This window comes from Paenibacillus xinjiangensis (genome assembly GCF_059686975.1).
On sequence record NZ_JCAALS010000017.1, the window covers coordinates 15,946 to 34,958 of the forward strand.

Here is a 19,013-nt window from a genome sequence, read left to right on the forward strand (position 1 = left end):
TAGCCTAGTCACTCCAGGAGGGTGAAACGAATGACTTATGAAGCAGGTCAATATGATGTGATTGTCGTAGGAGCGGGCCATGCAGGCTGCGAATCAGCACTTGCTGCAGCGCGAATGGGCGCTGAAACGCTGCTGCTCACAATCAATCTAGACATGGTAGCGTTCATGCCTTGCAATCCGTCTATCGGCGGTCCAGCAAAAGGGCATGTTGTACGTGAAATCGATGCACTTGGCGGAGAGATGGGCCGTAACATCGATAAAACGTTTATTCAAATGAGGATGCTGAACACGGGCAAAGGTCCAGCGGTGCATGCACTGCGTGCACAGGCGGATAAGTTCTCCTATCAGCATACTATGAAAAAAACAATTGAAGAGACTGACCACCTGACACTTCGCCAGGGAATGGCTGAAGAGCTCATTGTCGAGGACGGCAAGATATCGGGTATCGTGACGAAGACAGGTGCAATCTACCGAGCTAAGGCAGTTGTTATTACGACAGGCACCTACTTGCGCGGCAAGATCATCATGGGTGAATTGATGTACGAGAGCGGCCCTAACAATCAACAGCCTTCACTTAAATTATCCGCAAGCCTGAAGGAGCATGGCTTCGAGCTTGTTCGCTTCAAGACGGGTACACCTCCGCGTGTTCACAAAGATACGATTGATTTCTCCAAAACTGAAATTCAACCCGGTGATGATAAGCCGAAGTTCTTCTCACATGAGACGGTATCATCCAATAATGAGCAATTGCCATGCTGGCTGACGTATACGTCAGCAGCTACCCACAAAATTATTAATGATAATCTGCATCGTGCACCGATGTTCTCTGGAGCTATCGAGGGAACAGGTCCGCGGTACTGCCCATCAATTGAAGATAAAATTGTGCGTTTCGCTGACAAGCCGAAGCATCAAATCTTTTTGGAGCCAGAAGGCAAAGACACGTCCGAATACTATGTCCAAGGGTTATCGACTAGTATGCCTGAGGATGTACAGCTAAGCATATTGCGTTCGATACCTGGGCTTGAAAAGGTTGAGATGATGCGTAATGGCTATGCGATTGAGTATGATGCAGTTGTTCCTACACAGCTGTGGCCTTCGCTTGAGACAAAAGTCGTTGATGGCTTATTCACAGCGGGACAGATCAACGGGACGTCCGGCTATGAAGAAGCAGCAGGTCAAGGTATTATTGCGGGTATTAATGCAGCACGCAAGGTACAGGGTAAAGAAGCGGTTATTATTGGCCGTTCGCAAGGATATATTGGCGTTATGATTGATGATCTAGTCACTAAGGGTACAAGTGATCCATATCGCTTGCTAACCTCTCGTGCGGAGTATCGCCTATTGCTGCGTCATGACAATGCGGACCAGCGTCTAACGCCAACTGGCTATGAGATAGGCTTGATCTCGGAAGAACGGTATCAAGCGTTCTTGACGAAGGAAGAGATCGTGGCACAAGAGGTAGAGCGTCTTCGCACAGCGAAGGTAAGACCAGATGTAGCGGCTGCTATGCTGGAAGCTGCTGAGTCTACAGCACTGACGAACAGTGTTGATGCGTTGTCACTGCTTCGTCGTCCAGAGCTTACTTACGCTATGCTGGAGACGGTTGTTCCATCTGAGCTTCCGCTGACAGAGGAAATGAAGCTGCAGGTTGAAATCCAGATTAAGTACGCAGGTTATATAGAGAAACAGCTGCTGCAGGTTGAGCGACTGAACAAAATGGAGAAGAAAAAAATTCCGGATGACATCGAATACGCTGATGTTCATGGACTTGCTTCTGAGGCGAAGCAAAAGCTCGCAGCTATCAGGCCATTGTCCATTGGTCAAGCTTCACGGATCGCTGGAGTAACACCGGCAGACATTTCTATTCTGCTCGTGTATCTGGAACATTATAATCGAGTGACGGCAGCGAGAGGATAAGGTATGGAAGAGACAAATAATTGGTTTGTTAAGCTGATGGAGGAGAAGGGGATATTGTTATCTTCTGAGCAACTCCATCAATTCGATACGTATTTCAGAGTATTGGTTGATTGGAATGAACGAATGAATCTTACAGGCATTACGGAGAGAGCAGCGGTATACGAGAAGCATTTCTATGATTCTGTTGCTTTATCATTCTTCGTAGATATGCAGGCAGTTGATAAAATAGCAGATATAGGGTCAGGAGCGGGTTTTCCCAGCATACCACTTAAGATCTGTTTTCCTCATCTAAAGATTGTCATTGTAGATTCTTTGAACAAGCGGATTCAATTCCTCAATCATTTAGTTGAACAATTGGGAATCTCGGATGTTCAGTGCGTACATGGTCGTGCAGAGGATATCGGAAGATTACCTGAGCACAGAGACCAATATGATCTGGTTACAGCTAGGGCAGTGGCCAGGTTAAATGTGTTGAATGAATTCTGTCTACCTTTCACTCGCAAGCAGGGTGCTTTTGCTGCAATGAAGGGTTCACAGAGTGAGGATGAAGTGAAGGAAGCTTCCAGAAGTCTGAAGGAACTGAAGAGCAAGGTTCTCTCTCAGCATGCCTTCAAGCTTCCATTCGAACAATCCGAACGTCATATTGTTCTTATCCAGAAGCTTGATGCTACACCACGACTATATCCACGCAAGGCAGGGACACCTATCAAGCAGCCGATTGTATAAGAGGAAGTACACGAAGGCCTTCTTGGCTGAACCTAAGACATCCATTGTTTCACGTGAAACAATGGATGTCTTTTTTTGTATATTACTATATTAATATATTGGAATAATTTCGTTTATTTATATACAGGAGAAGGTTTGTCAAGCAGGAGATCAGATGGTGAGAGGCGAATTTATGTTAGTAAAGAAGATGACTCGGTACAGATGCAAATCACTGCCTAGTAACGGTTCTATTCTATAAGAAGCTTTTCTATTAGTTTTAGTTGTTTATGTACTCCAGTAAGGATAAAATGGTAGTAGCGGAATCTTTTTCTGGATGAGCTAGAAGAAGATGTTCGATTACACATAGCAGCACATCTTTGAGACCAATTCTTGAGGTGAGATTGGTTTCTTGGTCGGGTGGTAGTAGATAATATGAAAGAACAACTTTCTCGTTTGTTCGGTCTTAACGATCAACGCAGTAGTCATGAAGAAGTTCGGCAAATTCCAATTCAAGAGATTGACACGAGTCCGTTTCAGCCGAGAACCATATTCGACGATGATCGTATTGAAGAGCTTTGTCAAACGATCAAAACCCATGGTGTTATTCAGCCTATCGTCGTTCGTATTCGTAATAATAGATATGAGATTATTGCGGGTGAACGCAGGTGGCGTGCGGTTACCAAGCTCGGTCATGATACGATTCCGGCAATTATTCGTGAATTTAATGACTCTCAGACTGCATCTATCGCATTAATCGAAAACCTACAGCGTGAAAACTTAACCGCTATTGAAGAAGCGGTTGCCTATCAGAAGCTGATTGAGCTGCATTCATTAACACAAGAGAGCTTGGCGCAACGTCTAGGTAAGAGTCAATCTACGATTGCTAATAAGCTTCGTCTGTTGGCACTAAGCGACATCGTTAAGAATGCTCTGATTGAGCGTAAAATAACGGAACGTCATGCTCGTGCACTGCTGTCCCTAGACACTGAAGATTTGCAGCATCAAGTGCTTGAGGAAATCATTACTAAAGGTTTAAATGTGAAACAAACGGAAGTGCGCATTGCTTTCTTGAAAGAAACGACTAAAATGAAGAAAGCGAAGCGAATATCTTTCACGAAAGATGTACGGCTTGCTTTGAACACGATTCGTCAATCGATTGAAATGGTGTCTGGATCGGGCTTGCAGATTAAGACTAACGAGAAGGATCATGAAGATCACTACGAAATCGTTATTCAAATACCTAAAAGATAGACTCATATATTAGTCTAATAATAGCGCTTGCTATATGCCGTCCCTGCTGGGGACGGCGAATCCGTTTATACGTAAAGTTGTTGTTATGAGACAAGCATCATGCGAGAAAAAGTTTTTACACACAGAGGTGAAAAGTTTTGTCTAAAATTATAGCAATAGCTAACCAAAAGGGTGGCGTTGGCAAGACGACGACATCGGTTAATCTAGGGGCTTGTCTAGCCTCTCTAGGACGCCGGGTGCTGCTAGTTGATATTGACCCACAGGGCAATACTACGAGCGGCGTAGGCGTAAACAAAGCGGATGTAGAGAATTGTATTTATGATGTTCTGATTAATGACGTCCATCCGAAGGATGCGATGGCGGAGACAGCGATACCGGGTCTGAAAATTATACCCGCGACCATTCAGCTCGCAGGGGCTGAGATTGAGATGGTACCGACGATATCGCGTGAGCTTCGTCTGAAGAAGGCACTTCACTTGGTGAAGGATCAGTTCGATTATATTCTCATCGATTGTCCACCTTCGCTCGGTCTGCTTACGATTAATTCATTAACAGCTGCTGATTCTGTCATCATACCTATTCAGTGTGAGTATTATGCGCTTGAAGGCTTGAGCCAATTGCTGAATACAGTGAGATTGGTTCAAAAGCATCTGAACACTACCCTTCAAATTGAAGGTGTTCTTCTCACAATGCTGGATGCTAGAACGAATCTAGGCATTCAAGTTATAGAAGAGGTTAAGAAGTATTTTCAGCAAAAGGTGTATCAGACGATCATACCGCGTAATGTTCGTTTGAGCGAAGCGCCTTCTCATGGACAAGCAATCATTACTTATGATCCGAGATCAAAAGGTGCAGAAGTTTATCTTGAACTCGCGAAGGAAGTGATTATGTATGAGCAAGCGGCTAGGTAGAGGGCTTGATGCGCTTATTCCATCGCTTTCAGTAAGCGAAGATGACAAAGTTATTGAAATCCCATTGGCTCAATTGCGTCCGAATCCGTATCAGCCTCGTAAAACGTTTGATGATGATTCTATTCGTGAATTAGCAGAGTCGATTAAGCAGCACGGTGTAATCCAACCAATAATTGTAAGAACTGTATTGAAGGGTTATGAGATTATTGCCGGCGAACGGCGATTCCGTGCTTCTCAACTATGCGGCAATGCAACGGTTCCAGCGGTTGTTCGGGCTTTCTCTGATCAACAGGTAATGGAAATTGCTCTAATAGAAAACCTTCAACGTGAGGATCTGAATGCGATTGAGGTGGCTATTGCTTACCAAGGGCTGATGGATAAATTCAAGCTTACACAGGAAGAACTTTCCATGAAGGTAGGCAAGTCGAGATCGCATATTGCGAACTTTGTAAGACTGCTTGCATTGCCAACAGAGATCAAGGACAATGTTTCACGTGGAACAATCTCGATGGGGCATGCTAGAGCGCTTGCTGGTATCAAAGATGGACCGGTTCAAAAAGAGCTGGCAGACTTGATCGTCGCCCAAGGGTGGAGCGTTCGTGAATTGGAAGAGGCGATTCAGAAGCTAGAGGAGAAAGAATCGGCGGACGAGGATAACAAAGTGAAGGCGAAGTCGAAGAAACGCGATCCGTATATAGAGAGCCTGGAAGAATCTCTGAGGGATCGATTCAAGACGACAGTGAAGATTAAACAGCAAAAAGATAAAGGTAAAATTGAGCTTCAATACTATAGCAAACAGGATTTGGAGAGATTGTTAGAGTTGCTCCAATACATGGCGTGATGTATAGAAGAAACATAGCATACCGAAGTTGTAATCTTTGATTCTAGAGATTAAACTAAGGTATGCTATTCTTATGATTATAACGACAGATGAGCCAGGGAGGGGAAGGCAATGGGGAATGAGACGGAGTCAATTGTGTATTTGGACCATGCTGCAACATCGTGGCCGAAGCCGAATTCTGTTATAGAAGCGGTCCAGCATGCAATGATGTTCGATGCGGCCAACCCTGGTCGGGGCAGCCATCGAATGGCGGTAAGATCGAGTAGAATTCTGTTTGATACACGTAAACAACTGAGTAAGTTGTTTCGGATTAAGAATCCGAATGATATAGCGTTCACAGCTAATACGACGGCAGCGTTGAATTTGGCTATAAAGGGTTTTGTAAAAGAGGGAGACCATGTTATAGCTACATCGGTCGAACATAATTCAGTAAGAAGACCGCTTGAGTTCCTGAAGCTGACGGCAGGTGTGCAAGTAAGTTATGTAGAAGCCGATGAAGAGGGACGCATTGCGGTGGAGCAAATAGCTGATCTCATTACAGATAAGACTACCCTAATCATTGTTAATCACAGCTCTAATCTTCTGGGTACAATAATGCCGATAGCGGCTATTGGAGAGTTAGCGAGAGATAGAGGGATAAAGCTTCTAGTCGATGCTGCGCAAAGTGCGGGGATACTGGATATTGAGGTCGAGGCAATGGGTATACATATGCTGGCCTTCCCAGGGCATAAGGGTCTGCTCGGTCCACAAGGCACAGGAGGGTTGTACATCCATCCGGATGTTGATCTAGTCCCACAATTGCATGGAGGGACAGGGAGTCAATCTGAGGCTCCTGAGCAGCCTAATATCCGACCTGATAAGTATGAGGCAGGTACGCAGAACACGCCTGGCTTGGCGGGGCTCAAGGCTGGTGTAGAGTATGTTCTGAATGAGTCTGTTCATAAGATTCATACTAAGGAATGGGAACTGACTCAGCGGATGATGGAAGGGCTGATGGGCATTGATGGTGTCCGTATTCTGGGGCCAAAGCTAGGTGAGGATCGAACAGGTATCGTGTCATTTGTTGCTCAAGGTATTGATCCATCGGAGATGTCATTTGTTCTGGATCAGCATTATAACCTAGCGGTGCGAGCTGGCTTTCACTGCACACCGCTTGCACATGCTTCGGCAGGTACGATAGAGAGCGGCGCTGTACGAGCAAGTGTAGGTTGTTTCACGACTGACGAAGAAGCTGAAGCACTCATTCATGCTGTGAAAGAGATAAGAAAGCATTATGCATTGTGACTTAACTAACTTGGGGGCGGAATAGGACGAGATGGACGAGTGGACGAATAACCCGATGAATGCTGTAACAGTTGTGCTTGCTTTGTTGTTTATCGTTTTTTTTATTAGAGTATTGGTTATAGGCAGTCGATTGAAAAAGCTGAGAAAGCAATACGTTGAAGTGATGGGCAATACAGGTATTGTGAATGTAGAAGATGTCATTATCGAGCTCAAATCGACAATCGCAGCTGGACAACAACAAACACAGCGTCTGCAAGATCAACTGAATGAGGTGCAGAAAAAACAGATGGATGAAAAGGGGCGTGTCGGCGTACTGCGGTACAATGCATTTTCTGATCAAGGAAGTGACTTAAGCTTCTCCATCGCAGTTGTCAATGCTTCGCAGGACGGAGTAGTGCTGTCTGGTATTCATAGTCGTGATAATACTTATGTATATGCTAAGCCGTTGGATAAAGGGGAATCTTCCTATCCGCTTACCCCGGAAGAGCGCAAAGCAATTGCTGAAGCGAAGTGAGCGAGTGTTAGAATCGTTCTGAAGATTGTTCGAGAGCTGCAGCTTGTTCTTTGGATAAAGAAGCATAAATACTGTTAGTAATTGCAGAGTATAAGCTGCAGGCAATTATATCGGCCATCTTCATCACGAGATGAAGGCGAGTATTCTGGAGGACGAAGTATTCCATGAAGCCGCCAACGTTCACGATGCCTGTGATATGAATATCACCGACAGGCGGGAGTTCCTTATTGACTCCGGCTCCTGGACGAACCGGACCTGTTCCTACATGAATGGACCCAATACTGGCTACTTGGCCAAGACAAGCGTCGATGCCAATGATGAACGGCTTACGATGATTGCGATTGATCTGCAGAAGCGTATCTTCCAGATTCATCGCATGGACAGGTTCTTCTAGTGTGCCATACAAGGAGAAGTGGGGACTTTGGTGCTTGGAGAGTGAGGTGCCGATTAGAGGACCGAGTGAATCACCGGTTGAACGATCCGTACCTACGCAGACGACTACAACAGGACGACCTCCAGACAATTCATTAATCATTAATGAAAGACGGTTAACAATTTGTCCAGCTGCATTCGTCTCCGTGTAAGGAACCTTCAATGGTACATCCATCATAAATGATAGTTTCATAGAATCCCCTCCATAAATGCCAATATGATACTAGTATATGGATGGGACAACCATTTTATACACGGAGAACGCAATAGTTTGGCTTTTATAAAAGAGGGAGAGGCGAGAGCATGCTATTAATTGCGTTTGATTCGACGCAGCAGGCGCTTCGAGCAGAGATGCTGCTGGAGTACGCTGAGGTTGAAATCGACATCTGTCCTACGCCGAAAGAGATTACAGCGGGATGTGCATTGTCGATCCATTTCCCAGAAGAGGATTACGAGACGGTGCAGCATGTCATTGCTACGGAAAGCGTGGACATACGAGGAATATTCAAACCAGTAGATAAAGGCTATGAGCAGGTTGGGCTATAAAAGGATGGTGAATTCGGATGAATTTACAGGTGTATACGCAGTTCATAGAATGGATTACGAACGCGGATACTTGGACAGATTTCGCAGAATCGATCGTTCGAATCTTGTTTATTCTAATTGTTGGACAGATCATTATATGGATTGGCGGCAAAACGATTGATCGTGTCGTGACGAATCGGGAGTCCAAGCGGCTAGCCCTGCAAGCAAGAAGGATGACGACAGTTGGCAAGCTGATGAAAAATGTTTTGTCCTATGTAGGGTATTTCATTATTGGCATGCTGATTCTGTCGGAGTTCGGCATTCAATTAGCACCATTGCTCGCAGGAGCAGGTGTGATCGGACTAGCGATAGGCTTCGGTGCACAGAGTCTGGTGAAGGACATTATTACAGGGTTTTTCATCATATTCGAGGATCAGTTCGCTGTAGGGGATGTCATTCAGACGGGGCAATTCAGAGGAACGGTTGAGGTCATCGGACTTCGAACGACACGAATACTAAGCTGGACTGGCGAGGTCCATATTATTCCGAATGGCAGCTTCATCGAAGTTACTAATTTCTCTGTTCATAATTCGATTGCCTTCGTTGACGTATCGATAAGCTATGAAGAGAACATGGATTATGCAGCTCAGATTATTCGTGATTCTGTTAATCAATTGGCAGATCCTAATCTGGTGAAGACGCCAGAGGTGCTGGGTATTCAGATGATCGGTACTTCGGAAGTGAAAATCCGAGTTATCGCTGAATGCTTGCCGAATACACACTTCGCTGTAGCAAGGCAGATGAATTTGATTATTAAAAAAGCGCTGGATGAGCATGGGATAGATACCCCTTATCCACGTATGGTGACGTATCATCGTGATGAGAGGGGTGGGGAGAAGGATGGAACGTAAGCAGTTCGAGCTTGGAGATATAGTGATGATGAAGAAGCAGCATCCATGCGGGTCCAATGAGATGGAGATCATACGAATGGGCATGGATATTCGGATCAAATGTGTAGGCTGCAAGCATAGTGTTCTTATTCCACGGGTTAAGTTCGAGAAGAACATGAAGAAAGTACTCCGCTCCGCCGCTTCGACAGATGATGAACAAGAGGCATAATCGCTCTCAGCATGAATACAACCTAACAATAGCCCCCTGCACATAGCTGCAGGGGGCTATTGTTAGGTTTGAGGTGAGTCAGGGTGAAGGGTGAAAGAGCGAATACAGGTCGTGGTAATAGACTAGGAAGCGTACGAGTATGTTAGAGCGCTGCAAGGGCAAGCAGGGTGTCTGTACAGGTAAGAGATGAAGCGTAGAGCCTGACGTATTATAGGCTGCGGACAAGGTGGTTCTGGTATCGTTGTGCTTGTTCAGAATACGATGGGGGATCGCTAACCTATATAGGACTATAGAGTAAGGCAGATGTGCAGCAGATTAGGCTTATAAAGAGTGAAAAACATGTTGCAATAAGACGAGCAATATGATAATATAAACTTTGCTTGACACTCGCGGAGAGGTACCCAAGAGGCCCAAGGGGGCTGACTCGAAATCAGCTAGGCGTGTCAAAGCGTGCGTGGGTTCGAATCCCACCTTCTCCGCCACTTATATAACTAATTCAAACCTCCTATGATTTGTAGGAGGTTTTTTTGTTGTGATTTTTTATGTTGGCTTTGGCTATGCTGGAAGACAGTAAGAAGGTAAGAGTGTGGGACGCAAGAAGGAGCTTCCATTAGAATATATGGTAGAATTATGGAGTTAGTTATAGTTGAGATTTCATCCTAAAAAGACCTCATGGTTTATAATTGCAATCATTGTCATTATAACTTTTTTGTCTGTTGTTGATGTAGACAGCGCAGAGGTTAAGGTTGTCAAACAATTGTTGATGTTATTTATTATAGTGGGGTTGGGCTTTCAGTCCTTCTTAGATTGGAAGTTTCTCAAGGGCTCGAAGCAATATATCGCTTCGCTTCACTTATGGTATTGATCATAGGTGTAACTAGCGTTTACTTTCTTATCTAATAAGTAAGTGTATTTTTATACAAAAGGGACCCCTTCCACAGCTGATGGGAGGGGTCCCTTTTGTGCTAAGTTAGGGCTGTTGATGCATCAAATGACTTTCTCGAGCTCACCCATGGATAGCGATTGCTCCGGCTTCTTCAATGACTTGGCTGCATAATACAAGAGGCCGATCAGCAGCCATCCTGAGCCTAGAAGTAAGGATGCATGATCCAGTAGAGTGATCAAATAAAAGACGAAGGCGGCACCGATTAGAGGGAATAGTAGCCTGAGTAGAAGGTCTTTGGGTTTGCGTTGTTTTTCTTTTATGAAATAGTGAAAGATAACGGACAGGTTAACGAAGAAGAAGGCAGTCAGAGCGCCGAAGCTGACGAACTTAATAGCTAATTCAAGACTGATAAAGAGCGAGCACAATGTAATGATGCTTACTAACACGATGTTGAATACAGGTGTGCGGTATTTGGGATGCACGGAACCGAATTTAGCCTTCGGCAGTAAGGAGGCTCTACCCATAACGAAGAGCAGCCGTGATACGGTTGTCAAGGAGGACATGCCTTGAGATAGGATAGAGAAAATGATGACGAAGGTGAAAACAGCAGCTAGTACGCTTCCTCCGATTGTCTGCATAAGCTCAAATCCAGCAGCATCAACATTGTTGAACAAGAATGTGGGATACATCTGTTGGATCAAATAGGAGGTGATGAAATACATTACTCCTGCCAGGAGCACGATAATAATAATAGCACGTGGAATCGTTCTCTTCGGGTCTTTGGTTTCCTCTGCCATCGTTGTAATGGAATCAAACCCAAGGAAGGAGAAACAGACGAGAGAAGCACCAGCTAATAGGGTCGATAGGGAGACTCCTTTGTCTACTGGAATAGGGTTAAATCCTGCAGTTAGCCCATGCTTCATAGCTTGATAGACGAGCAAAGCACAGAAGCCGGCAATGAATAGGGCTTGCAGAATAACAAACACTTTATTGACGTTAGCAGACGTTTTTATGCCGATAATATTGATAACCATGACAACAAAGGTTAATAAAATCACCCAAATGAAGGTCGGTATGGACGGAAACTGAGCATGGAGGTTAATACCGAACATGAGTGCCGCGATAATACAGGAGAATAAATAGTCGAGTAGAATAGCCCATCCTACAAGAAATCCGAGAACCGGATTCATCGATTTCGCCACATACGTATAAGCCGAGCCTGACACGGGAAATGCCTTGGCCATCTGGCCGTAGCTTGCCGCCGTGAAGATAATAGCAATAAAGGCCAACACGTAAGCACCAAGCAGCATACCCCCTGAGCTCTCGTGCAGAACACCAAAACTAGTGAAAAAAATCATAGGTGACATCCAGGCAAGCCCCATAGTAACGACGTGGAATAAAGACAAATTCCGTTTTAACTCAGCAGGCTGTTGCATTATTCTCTTCCTCCTTTTTGCTCCCAACAAATCTAAATCTTCGGACAGCGTCATGTTACCTCACATTGTTGCAGGTAATTTTCAGAAAAACAAGAGGGGTTTTTGAGCGGGAAATGATGATTTTGGTCCAGTTGAGTTTAAAAAACCTGAATTTATAAGCGTTTTTCGGCTAATTATGGCATTGAAAAAAATATTTTTGAAAAGGTAGTTGATTAAAATCAACTCTCATGTCATAATTCATAACATAAAGTTCAAAACGGCATATAAAAGTTTTCTAGGGTTCCGAATCGCGGCAAGCGATTGACTGGTCCGAGAGAAGACGCATCGATGCATGCACCGATGTACACGGCGGGAAAAAAGCCCGGGAGAATGAATCAAAAGGTTACTTTTGATATTCTCCCGGGCTTTTTTCCTTTTTTTATATAACCGATCATTCGCTTATACCTTGTTGAGGAGGAATTCATATGGCAGCATCTTATTCAATCACAATCGGGTCTGGGGGCAAATGGTCAGCCTACGTAAGCAGAGGGAAGTCTATTCGCTTAACGGCAACGGGGGATAGAGCCAATCTAGCCTGTCTGCTCTATCATTCACCACATCCTTCGGAGCGCTATAACATGCCCGATACGTTAAAGGCACAGCATACTGCGTTATTAACAGCCGGTCATGTGCTGATGAGTGATCAGGGAAGGGTGCTGGCTTCGATTACGGAGGATGCGGTCGGCTGGCATGATACGCTCTCTGGCTATACAACCCGTCAAAGCATTGACGCCCAATATGGTGTGACAGCTTACCAGAGTGAACGAAATGATTGGCTGCGCAGTGCAGAAGAGAATCTTACTGTAGAGCTGTTCCGTCACAATCTGACGGCAAGAGATATGACAACTCCGATTAACTTTTTCTCCAAGGTAGTATGCGAGCTGGATGGAACGCTGCGTTATGAAGAGCAGCCTACGGCTGGCCGAAGAGTGACGCTCCGGACGGAGATGGATCTGCTCATCGTCTTCTCCAATACACCGAATGCGATGGACCCTGGAGTTATCTACCCAGATGCTGCGGTAGAGCTGCTCATTACAGATGCTGAGCCGATAGGGGAAGATGATCGTTGTCTGAACCACTGCGGGGAGAACAAACGAGCTTTCGAGAATACATGGAACGCTTATGCGTTAACGAAAGGGGCTTACTGACATGAGCATATTACAACCAACCATAAGTAAACGTAATGAAGCAGACGCTATCTATAACCATACTATTCCTGCGGGCGAAGGCTGGATGTATGATCTGCTCCCAGGTCAGATGCTTCGCATCGTAGATGTAGAAGGCAACCAAGCCGTGGACACGTTGTTCTATTCGTCAGAAGATCCAGCAGACCGTTACAGCGCCATTCGCACGATTACAAGGCAGAGCAATCTGTATTTGACGACAGGCTCCGTGCTTGTAGCGGAATCGGGTCGAGAGCTGCTGGCGATTACAGCTGATACATGCGGCAGGCATGATACAATCGGCGGGGCTTGCTCCGCTCAGAGCAATACGGTCCGTTATTCCCATGACACTCTACCGATGCACAACTGCCGTGATACATTCATGCTCATGCTGGCTGGCAGAAGCGAATATACGAAGCAGGATTTGGCGCCGAATGTGAACTTCTTCATGAACGTACCGGTTACACCTGAGGGTAAGCTGACTTTCGCCGACGGCGTGTCTGGTCCGGGGAGATATGTGGAGCTGACGGCTCTTGCACCGGTAACCGTACTGATTAGTAATTGCCCACAGCTCAATAATCCATGTAATGCGTACAACCCGACACCAGCACAAGTAATCGTATGGGATACTGTAGGAGGTGGGGATGATGTTTAAAAAAGTACTCATTGCCAATCGCGGCGCTATTGCCGTCCGCATTATTCGTACCCTTCGCAGCATGGGAATAGCATCGGTATCCGTCTACACGACAGCCGATCGTGACAGTCTGCATGTGGAACTAGCGGATGAGGCTGTTCTCATTGGAGAAGGCCCTGCCAAGGAAAGCTATGTGAATGCGGAGCTGATCTTAAAGACGGCCATAGAGATGGGGGCGGATGCTGTTCATCCCGGTTACGGCTTTCTGAGCGAAAATGCAGTATTCGCAAGAGCTTGCTCCGAGCATGGCATTACGTTCATTGGACCTGCTCCTGAGCATATTGAGCTGTTCGGCTTGAAGCATACGGCACGTTCCATCGCTATGCAGGCAGGTGTACCGCTTCTTCCGGGAACGGAGCTTATTGCCACATTAGATGAAGCCATTGAGAGTGCGGCTGTCATTGGTTACCCTGTTATGCTGAAAAGCACGGCAGGTGGCGGCGGTATCGGCATGAGGATATGCGCAGATGAGGCAACGCTACGTGAAGCCTTCCACTCCGTTACTCGTCTAGCCCTTACAAACTTTAATGATGGCGGCGTTTTTATAGAAAAATATATCGCTCGTGCCCGCCATGTTGAGGTCCAAATCTTCGGTAATGGCTATGGAGAGGCAATTGCACTAGGCGAGCGTGATTGCTCGGTACAGCGCCGCAACCAGAAGATTATAGAAGAGACGCCGGCGCCGCTGCTCCCGGCATCCATTCGTCACGACATGCAGGCAAGTGCACAGAAGCTTGCTCAAGAGGCTGGTTATCGGAGTGCGGGTACGGTTGAATATTTGTATGACCCCGAGCAGGAGCACTATTATTTTCTCGAGGTGAATACTCGCTTGCAGGTGGAGCATGGCGTAACCGAGGAGGTACTCGGAATCGATCTTGTAGAATGGATGGTGAAGGAGGCTGCTGGCACGTTAACGAATCTGTCTTCGCTAGTATCCGAGCCTCAAGGGCATAGCTTGCAGGTTCGGTTATATGCAGAGGATTGTGGGCGTGATTTCCGTCCGAGCGACGGCATGATTGACCAACTTATTCTCCCAACGGGTACACGTGTAGAAACTTGGATTCAGCAGGGTGTTCACATGACTACGCTGTACGATCCGATGCTTGCCAAAATCATCGTTCACGCCGATACACGCCAAGGAGCCATTACTAAGATGCTCGCGGCACTGAAAGAGCTGCGAGTATATGGACTGACGACTAATCAGATGTATATAGAAGCTTTTCTGAATACGGCTCCTTTTCAAGAGGGGAATGTATACACCAATATGCTGAAAGCATTCCGTCCCAATGAGCATGCTATTGAGGTGTTGGACGGAGGGGTGCAGACGACGATTCAGGATTATCCGGGCCGAGTAGGCTATTGGGATATTGGCGTTCCACCCTCAGGTCCGATGGATCGGCTGTCATTCCGTATGGGCAATCGACTGCTCGGTAATGATGAGCAGGCAGCTGGACTGGAAATGACGCTGCGCGGCGGCTCCTATCAATTCAGAGATACGATGGTATTCTGTCTGACTGGTGCAGATATGGGAGCAACACTGGATGATGCTGCTGTTCCTTTATATACACCGATTAGAGCAGAGGCTGGAGCTATCCTGACACTGGGAGAAGCAGCCGCGGGGATGCGGACATACCTGCTTATTGCCGGAGGCTTCGATATGGCAATGACGCTTGGAAGTGCAGCGACGTTCACCCTTGGCGGGTTCGGCGGTCATTCTGGAGGCACATTGCGTCCCGGCGCCGTGCTTCGAGTTCGCGAAGGCTCGGCAGAGCCCCAGCCGGCACTGGCTGAAGTATCCCGTCCTGTGCTTAGCAAAGAATGGACAATTGGTGTCATTCCTGGGCCGCATTGCACGGAGGAATATTTATTGCCTGCGTATTTGGACCAGCTTACGGAGACGGCTTGGGAGGTTCATTTTAACAGCTCGAGAACGGGGGTACGCTTGATTGGGCCGAAGCCGTTATGGGCTCGTGAGGACGGAGGAGATGCTGGGCTGCATCCATCGAACATTCACGATAATGCCTATGCGGTTGGTGCGCTCGATCTAACGGGTGATATGCCCATTCTGCTAGGCCCGGATGGCCCGAGTCTCGGAGGATTTGTCTGTCCAGTAACGACTGCTTCGGCCGAGCTATGGAAGATCGGGCAGCTTCATCCCGGTGATACGGTTCGGTTCGTCCTTATTACGGTGGAAGAAGCGGAGCAGCTGCGATATGAGCAAGAGCAGTTCTTAATTAATATTCATAGTGGTCATACGCTGCCAGCCCTTGCTGAAGGCTCCAGTGGTGACTATATGCCGCTAATCGCTTATGAAGAGGAAGGACGTCGCTTCCCAATTGCAGTTCGCTGCTCCGGTGATGAGAATTTGCTGGTGGAATACGGAGATCGGGAGCTGAATCTCCTGTATCGCTTCCAAGTGTACGTGCTGATGCAGGCGATTAAAGATAGTGGAAGCATTCCGTTTGTTGAGTTAACACCGGGTATCCGCTCGCTGCAAATTCATCTCGACCCTGCTCGCATGACGGTAAAAGAAGCAGCTGCTATTGTGCTACAAATCGATCTTAGCTTGCCACCTCTGGATTCGATTGAGGTTCCTTCGCGGATCGTCAAGCTACCGTTATCTTGGGATGATCCAGCAACGCAGCTTGCCATTGAACGTTACCAGCAAAATGTTCGTCCAGATGCGCCTTGGTGTCCGAGCAATCTGGAGTTCATTCGACGGATGAATGGTCTAGGCTCGCTGGAGGAAGTCGCTGAGGTTGTATTCAATGCTTCGTATCTCGTTATGGGTCTTGGTGATGTGTATCTAGGAGCACCTGTTGCCGTTCCACTTGATCCACGGCATCGCTTGGTGACAACGAAATACAATCCTGCTCGTACATGGACCCCAGAGAATGCAGTCGGAATTGGCGGCGCTTATCTATGTGTATATGGAATGGAAGGCCCCGGAGGCTACCAGTTCGTCGGACGTACTGTACAGATGTGGAACAAGCACCGTACTACAGCCAACTTCGAGCAAGGCAAGCCTTGGCTGCTCAGGTTCTTCGATCAAATTCAATTCTATCCGGTATCTAAGGATGAGCTGCTTCAGATGAGAGAGGATTTCCCCCGCGGTGAGTTTGTCGTTGAAGTAGAGGAAACAACGTTCAATCTAGGGGATTATCTTGGCTGGCTGGACAGCATACAGGAAGGATCAGCTGCGTTCCGAACCAAGCAGCAGAGTGCTTTTAGAGAGGAGCGGGCTTATTGGAAGGAGCTTGGCATATCAGAGCATGTATCTGAGCCAGAAGGTGCTTCCTCTGAAGAGCAAGAGGCTTTGCCAGAAGGGAGTAAAGGCGTTAATTGTCTAATGTCCGGCAGCGTATGGAAGGTACTAGTGACACCTGGGCAGGAGATTCGCAAAGGCGATGTTATTCTAATAGAAGAAAGTATGAAGATGGAGTTCCCTCATAGCGCTCCTATGGACGGCGTCATTGCATCGATTTATGTAAAAGCAGGAGATCAGGTGCGGGCAGGCGACTGTATTGCGGCCATCTATCCACGGAAGGAGGCGCTTGTCTAATGACGAAGCAGGCTATTCCATTCGAGCTATCTATTGAAGCACTGAGGCAGGGCTACCTATTCCAAGCCTTCACGCCGGAAGAAGTTATTGAGGTCATTGTGGAGCGGGCAGCTAGGGATGAGGCAATGAACATCTGGATAACGCCGCCATCCATGGATCGAATACAGCCTTACTTGGACCAGCTGATGAAGCTTAATCCTGAGACAAGTCCATTATGGGGAATCCCTTTCTCTGTAAAAGATAACATTGATGTCGCGGGCTGGCCGGTCACTGCCGCTTGTCCCGCATTCGAGTACACACCTCAGGAGCATAGTGCTGTTGTCGATAGACTGATAGCAGCAGGGGCAATTCCAATCGGTAAAAGCAATCTGGACCAGTTCGCAACCGGACTGGTCGGAACGCGAAGCCCTTACGGAGATACGCATAATGCGCTGCGATCTGAGCTTATTAGCGGAGGCTCCAGCTCCGGCTCAGCTGTGTCCGTGGCGCGGGGGCAGGCGGCCTTCGCGCTCGGTACAGACACCGCAGGCTCCGGCCGGGTGCCTGCAGCGCTTAACAGGCTTGTAGGCTACAAGCCTGCAGTTGGGGCATGGCCGACACAAGGTGTTGTGCCGGCTTGCCGAAGCATCGATTGCGTAACGGTATTCACACGCAATCTTGCTGACGCAGCGGCCGTTGATTCGGCCGTTCGCGGCTTGCTGGAGGACGATCCCTATTCGATGGATCGTCCACTAGCGCATGCTATGCAGCCCAGCACATGGCTGCTGCCGAATGAACCGCTGACCTTCTTCGGACCTTATGCGAAGGAGTATGAGAAAGCGTGGGAGAATGCCAAGCTAGCCGTTATACAATCAGGCATAGCGGTCACAGAAGTGGACGTTTCCTTGCTTCAAGAAGCAGCTGCACTGCTGTATGAAGGTCCGCTAGTCGCGGAAAGATGGTCGGATTTGAGTTCCTTTGTGGAAGAGCATCCCGGTGAAACGTTACCTGTTACTGAAACGATACTACGCTCTGGCGCCAATCCGGATTTCGACGCGGCATCGTTATTCAGGGCGCAGCATCGCATGCAGGAGATTAAACGTCTAACCCAGCAGTTGCTGCGGGGTGCTGTACTCGTTCTGCCGACTAGCGGAGGAACATGGACTCGCGAGCAGGTAATGGCTGATCCAATCAAGACGAACAGTCTGATGGGGCTGTATACGAATCATTGCAATCTGCTTGATCTGAGTGCCATCGCTATTCCAGCAGCTGATGCGGCAGAGCAGCTTCCTTTTGGAGTAACCTTGTTTGCCTTGCCGAAGGAAGAGGCTAATCTGCTTGCGGCGGCAGCGCTGTTCATGCGTCAGCAGGATCAGATTACGGTAGCGGTATGCGGGCTTCATATGAGAGGCCTCGGGCTGGAACCGCAAATGACCGGCTTAGGTGCTGTTTTTGTTCAAGAGGCAGCAACCGCAGCGAAGTATGAGCTGTATAAGCTGGCAACGTCTCCAATAAAGCCAGGACTTGTTAGAGTACAGAACGGTGGAGCTTCCATTAAGGTGGAGCTGTGGCGAATGTCTGCTGCAGCCTTCGGTGCCTTTACCGCTGCTATTCCGTCTCCACTTGGTATTGGCCGAATTGAATTAAGCGACGGGACATTCGTCTCCGGGTTTGTATGTGAGGCTTTTGCCACGGAGGGTGCAATCAATGTAACCGCTTCAGGCGGCTGGCGTGCAGCAATGGCGAAGGAATAAG

17 protein-coding genes, 1 tRNA gene and 1 riboswitch are annotated in these 19,013 nt (G+C 47.3%); of the genes, 16 read left to right on the forward strand and 2 right to left on the reverse strand.

The genetic code is table 11. The annotated features are described in order from the left end of the window. Positions 1 to 30: 30 nt before the first annotated feature. From mnmG to AC6ESP_RS17390, 7 genes are all read left to right on the forward strand, one after another. Entirely contained in the window at positions 31 to 1,917 is a 1,887-nt protein-coding gene (gene mnmG, locus AC6ESP_RS17360) for a tRNA uridine-5-carboxymethylaminomethyl(34) synthesis enzyme MnmG (RefSeq protein WP_497097992.1), read from the forward strand. Between the two features lie 3 nt (positions 1,918 to 1,920). After that, positions 1,921 to 2,643 carry a 16S rRNA (guanine(527)-N(7))-methyltransferase RsmG gene (rsmG, locus tag AC6ESP_RS17365; RefSeq protein ID WP_497097993.1) on the forward strand — a complete coding sequence of 241 codons (723 nt, stop codon included), beginning with the start codon at positions 1,921 to 1,923 and terminating at the stop codon, positions 2,641 to 2,643. A gap of 411 nt (positions 2,644 to 3,054) precedes the next feature. Further along, entirely contained in the window at positions 3,055 to 3,873 is an 819-nt protein-coding gene (gene noc, locus AC6ESP_RS17370) for a nucleoid occlusion protein (RefSeq protein WP_497097994.1), read from the forward strand. A gap of 137 nt (positions 3,874 to 4,010) precedes the next feature. Then, positions 4,011 to 4,784: a ParA family protein gene (locus tag AC6ESP_RS17375; RefSeq protein ID WP_497097995.1), complete on the forward strand. Its 774-nt coding sequence runs from the start codon at positions 4,011 to 4,013 to the stop codon at positions 4,782 to 4,784. Beyond that, positions 4,765 to 5,625 (forward strand): ParB/RepB/Spo0J family partition protein, encoded by an 861-nt coding sequence (locus tag AC6ESP_RS17380; protein WP_497097996.1) that lies wholly within the window; start codon positions 4,765 to 4,767, stop codon positions 5,623 to 5,625. The genes AC6ESP_RS17375 and AC6ESP_RS17380 overlap by 20 nt, the downstream gene beginning before the upstream one ends. 111 nt (positions 5,626 to 5,736) lie before the next feature. Further along, positions 5,737 to 6,909: an aminotransferase class V-fold PLP-dependent enzyme gene (locus tag AC6ESP_RS17385; RefSeq protein WP_497097997.1), complete on the forward strand. Its 1,173-nt coding sequence runs from the start codon at positions 5,737 to 5,739 to the stop codon at positions 6,907 to 6,909. Between the two features lie 31 nt (positions 6,910 to 6,940). Further along, complete coding sequence (locus tag AC6ESP_RS17390; RefSeq protein WP_497097998.1) at positions 6,941 to 7,423, forward strand: DUF4446 family protein; 483 nt, start codon at positions 6,941 to 6,943, stop codon at positions 7,421 to 7,423. 7 nt (positions 7,424 to 7,430) lie between these two features. On the opposite strand, the gene yyaC is transcribed toward AC6ESP_RS17390, so the two are convergent. Continuing rightward, positions 7,431 to 8,048 carry a spore protease YyaC gene (gene yyaC, locus AC6ESP_RS17395; RefSeq protein ID WP_497097999.1) on the reverse strand — a complete coding sequence of 206 codons (618 nt, stop codon included), beginning with the start codon at positions 8,046 to 8,048 and terminating at the stop codon, positions 7,431 to 7,433. A 110-nt stretch (positions 8,049 to 8,158) separates the two neighbouring features. Between yyaC and AC6ESP_RS17400 the strand changes: the two genes are divergently transcribed. The 5 genes from AC6ESP_RS17400 (at position 8,159) to AC6ESP_RS17420 (ending at position 10,364) form a co-directional block, all read left to right on the forward strand. Then, entirely contained in the window at positions 8,159 to 8,401 is a 243-nt protein-coding gene (locus AC6ESP_RS17400; protein ID WP_497098000.1) for a putative Se/S carrier protein, read from the forward strand. 17 nt (positions 8,402 to 8,418) lie between these two features. Further along, a complete protein-coding gene (locus AC6ESP_RS17405; RefSeq protein ID WP_497098001.1) occupies positions 8,419 to 9,291 on the forward strand; it encodes a mechanosensitive ion channel family protein in 873 nt (290 codons plus the stop codon). Further along, positions 9,281 to 9,499 (forward strand): DUF951 domain-containing protein, encoded by a 219-nt coding sequence (locus AC6ESP_RS17410; protein WP_497098002.1) that lies wholly within the window; start codon positions 9,281 to 9,283, stop codon positions 9,497 to 9,499. Before AC6ESP_RS17405 ends, AC6ESP_RS17410 begins: the two co-directional genes overlap by 11 nt. A 391-nt stretch (positions 9,500 to 9,890) precedes the next feature. Further along, a tRNA-Ser gene (locus tag AC6ESP_RS17415) sits at positions 9,891 to 9,981 on the forward strand. A gap of 164 nt (positions 9,982 to 10,145) precedes the next feature. Then, a complete protein-coding gene (locus AC6ESP_RS17420; RefSeq protein ID WP_497098003.1) occupies positions 10,146 to 10,364 on the forward strand; it encodes a DUF4181 domain-containing protein in 219 nt (72 codons plus the stop codon). Positions 10,365 to 10,486: 122 nt separating this feature from the next. Here AC6ESP_RS17420 and AC6ESP_RS17425 read toward each other — a convergent pair whose 3' ends face one another. Beyond that, positions 10,487 to 11,821, reverse strand: coding sequence for an APC family permease (locus AC6ESP_RS17425; protein WP_497098004.1), 1,335 nt, complete (start codon positions 11,819 to 11,821; stop codon positions 10,487 to 10,489). Between the two features lie 263 nt (positions 11,822 to 12,084). Beyond that, a riboswitch (guanidine-I (ykkC/yxkD leader) is annotated at positions 12,085 to 12,191 on the forward strand. 94 nt (positions 12,192 to 12,285) lie between these two features. On the opposite strand from AC6ESP_RS17425, the gene AC6ESP_RS17430 reads away from it, so the two are divergent. Genes AC6ESP_RS17430 through atzF form a run of 4 tightly spaced genes read left to right on the forward strand, consistent with a single transcriptional unit; the run spans position 12,286 to position 19,012 of the window. Further along, on the forward strand, positions 12,286 to 13,008 hold the full coding sequence (locus tag AC6ESP_RS17430; RefSeq protein ID WP_497098005.1) for an urea amidolyase associated protein UAAP1: 723 nt from the start codon (positions 12,286 to 12,288) through the stop codon (positions 13,006 to 13,008). 1 nt (position 13,009) lies between these two features. After that, on the forward strand, positions 13,010 to 13,678 hold the full coding sequence (locus tag AC6ESP_RS17435) for an urea amidolyase associated protein UAAP2 (RefSeq protein WP_497098006.1): 669 nt from the start codon (positions 13,010 to 13,012) through the stop codon (positions 13,676 to 13,678). Beyond that, a complete protein-coding gene (gene uca / locus AC6ESP_RS17440) occupies positions 13,671 to 17,279 on the forward strand; it encodes an urea carboxylase (RefSeq protein WP_497098007.1) in 3,609 nt (1,202 codons plus the stop codon). Before AC6ESP_RS17435 ends, uca begins: the two co-directional genes overlap by 8 nt. After that, complete coding sequence (atzF, locus tag AC6ESP_RS17445; protein ID WP_497098008.1) at positions 17,279 to 19,012, forward strand: allophanate hydrolase; 1,734 nt, start codon at positions 17,279 to 17,281, stop codon at positions 19,010 to 19,012. The genes uca and atzF overlap by 1 nt, the downstream gene beginning before the upstream one ends. Position 19,013: the final 1 nt, after the last annotated feature.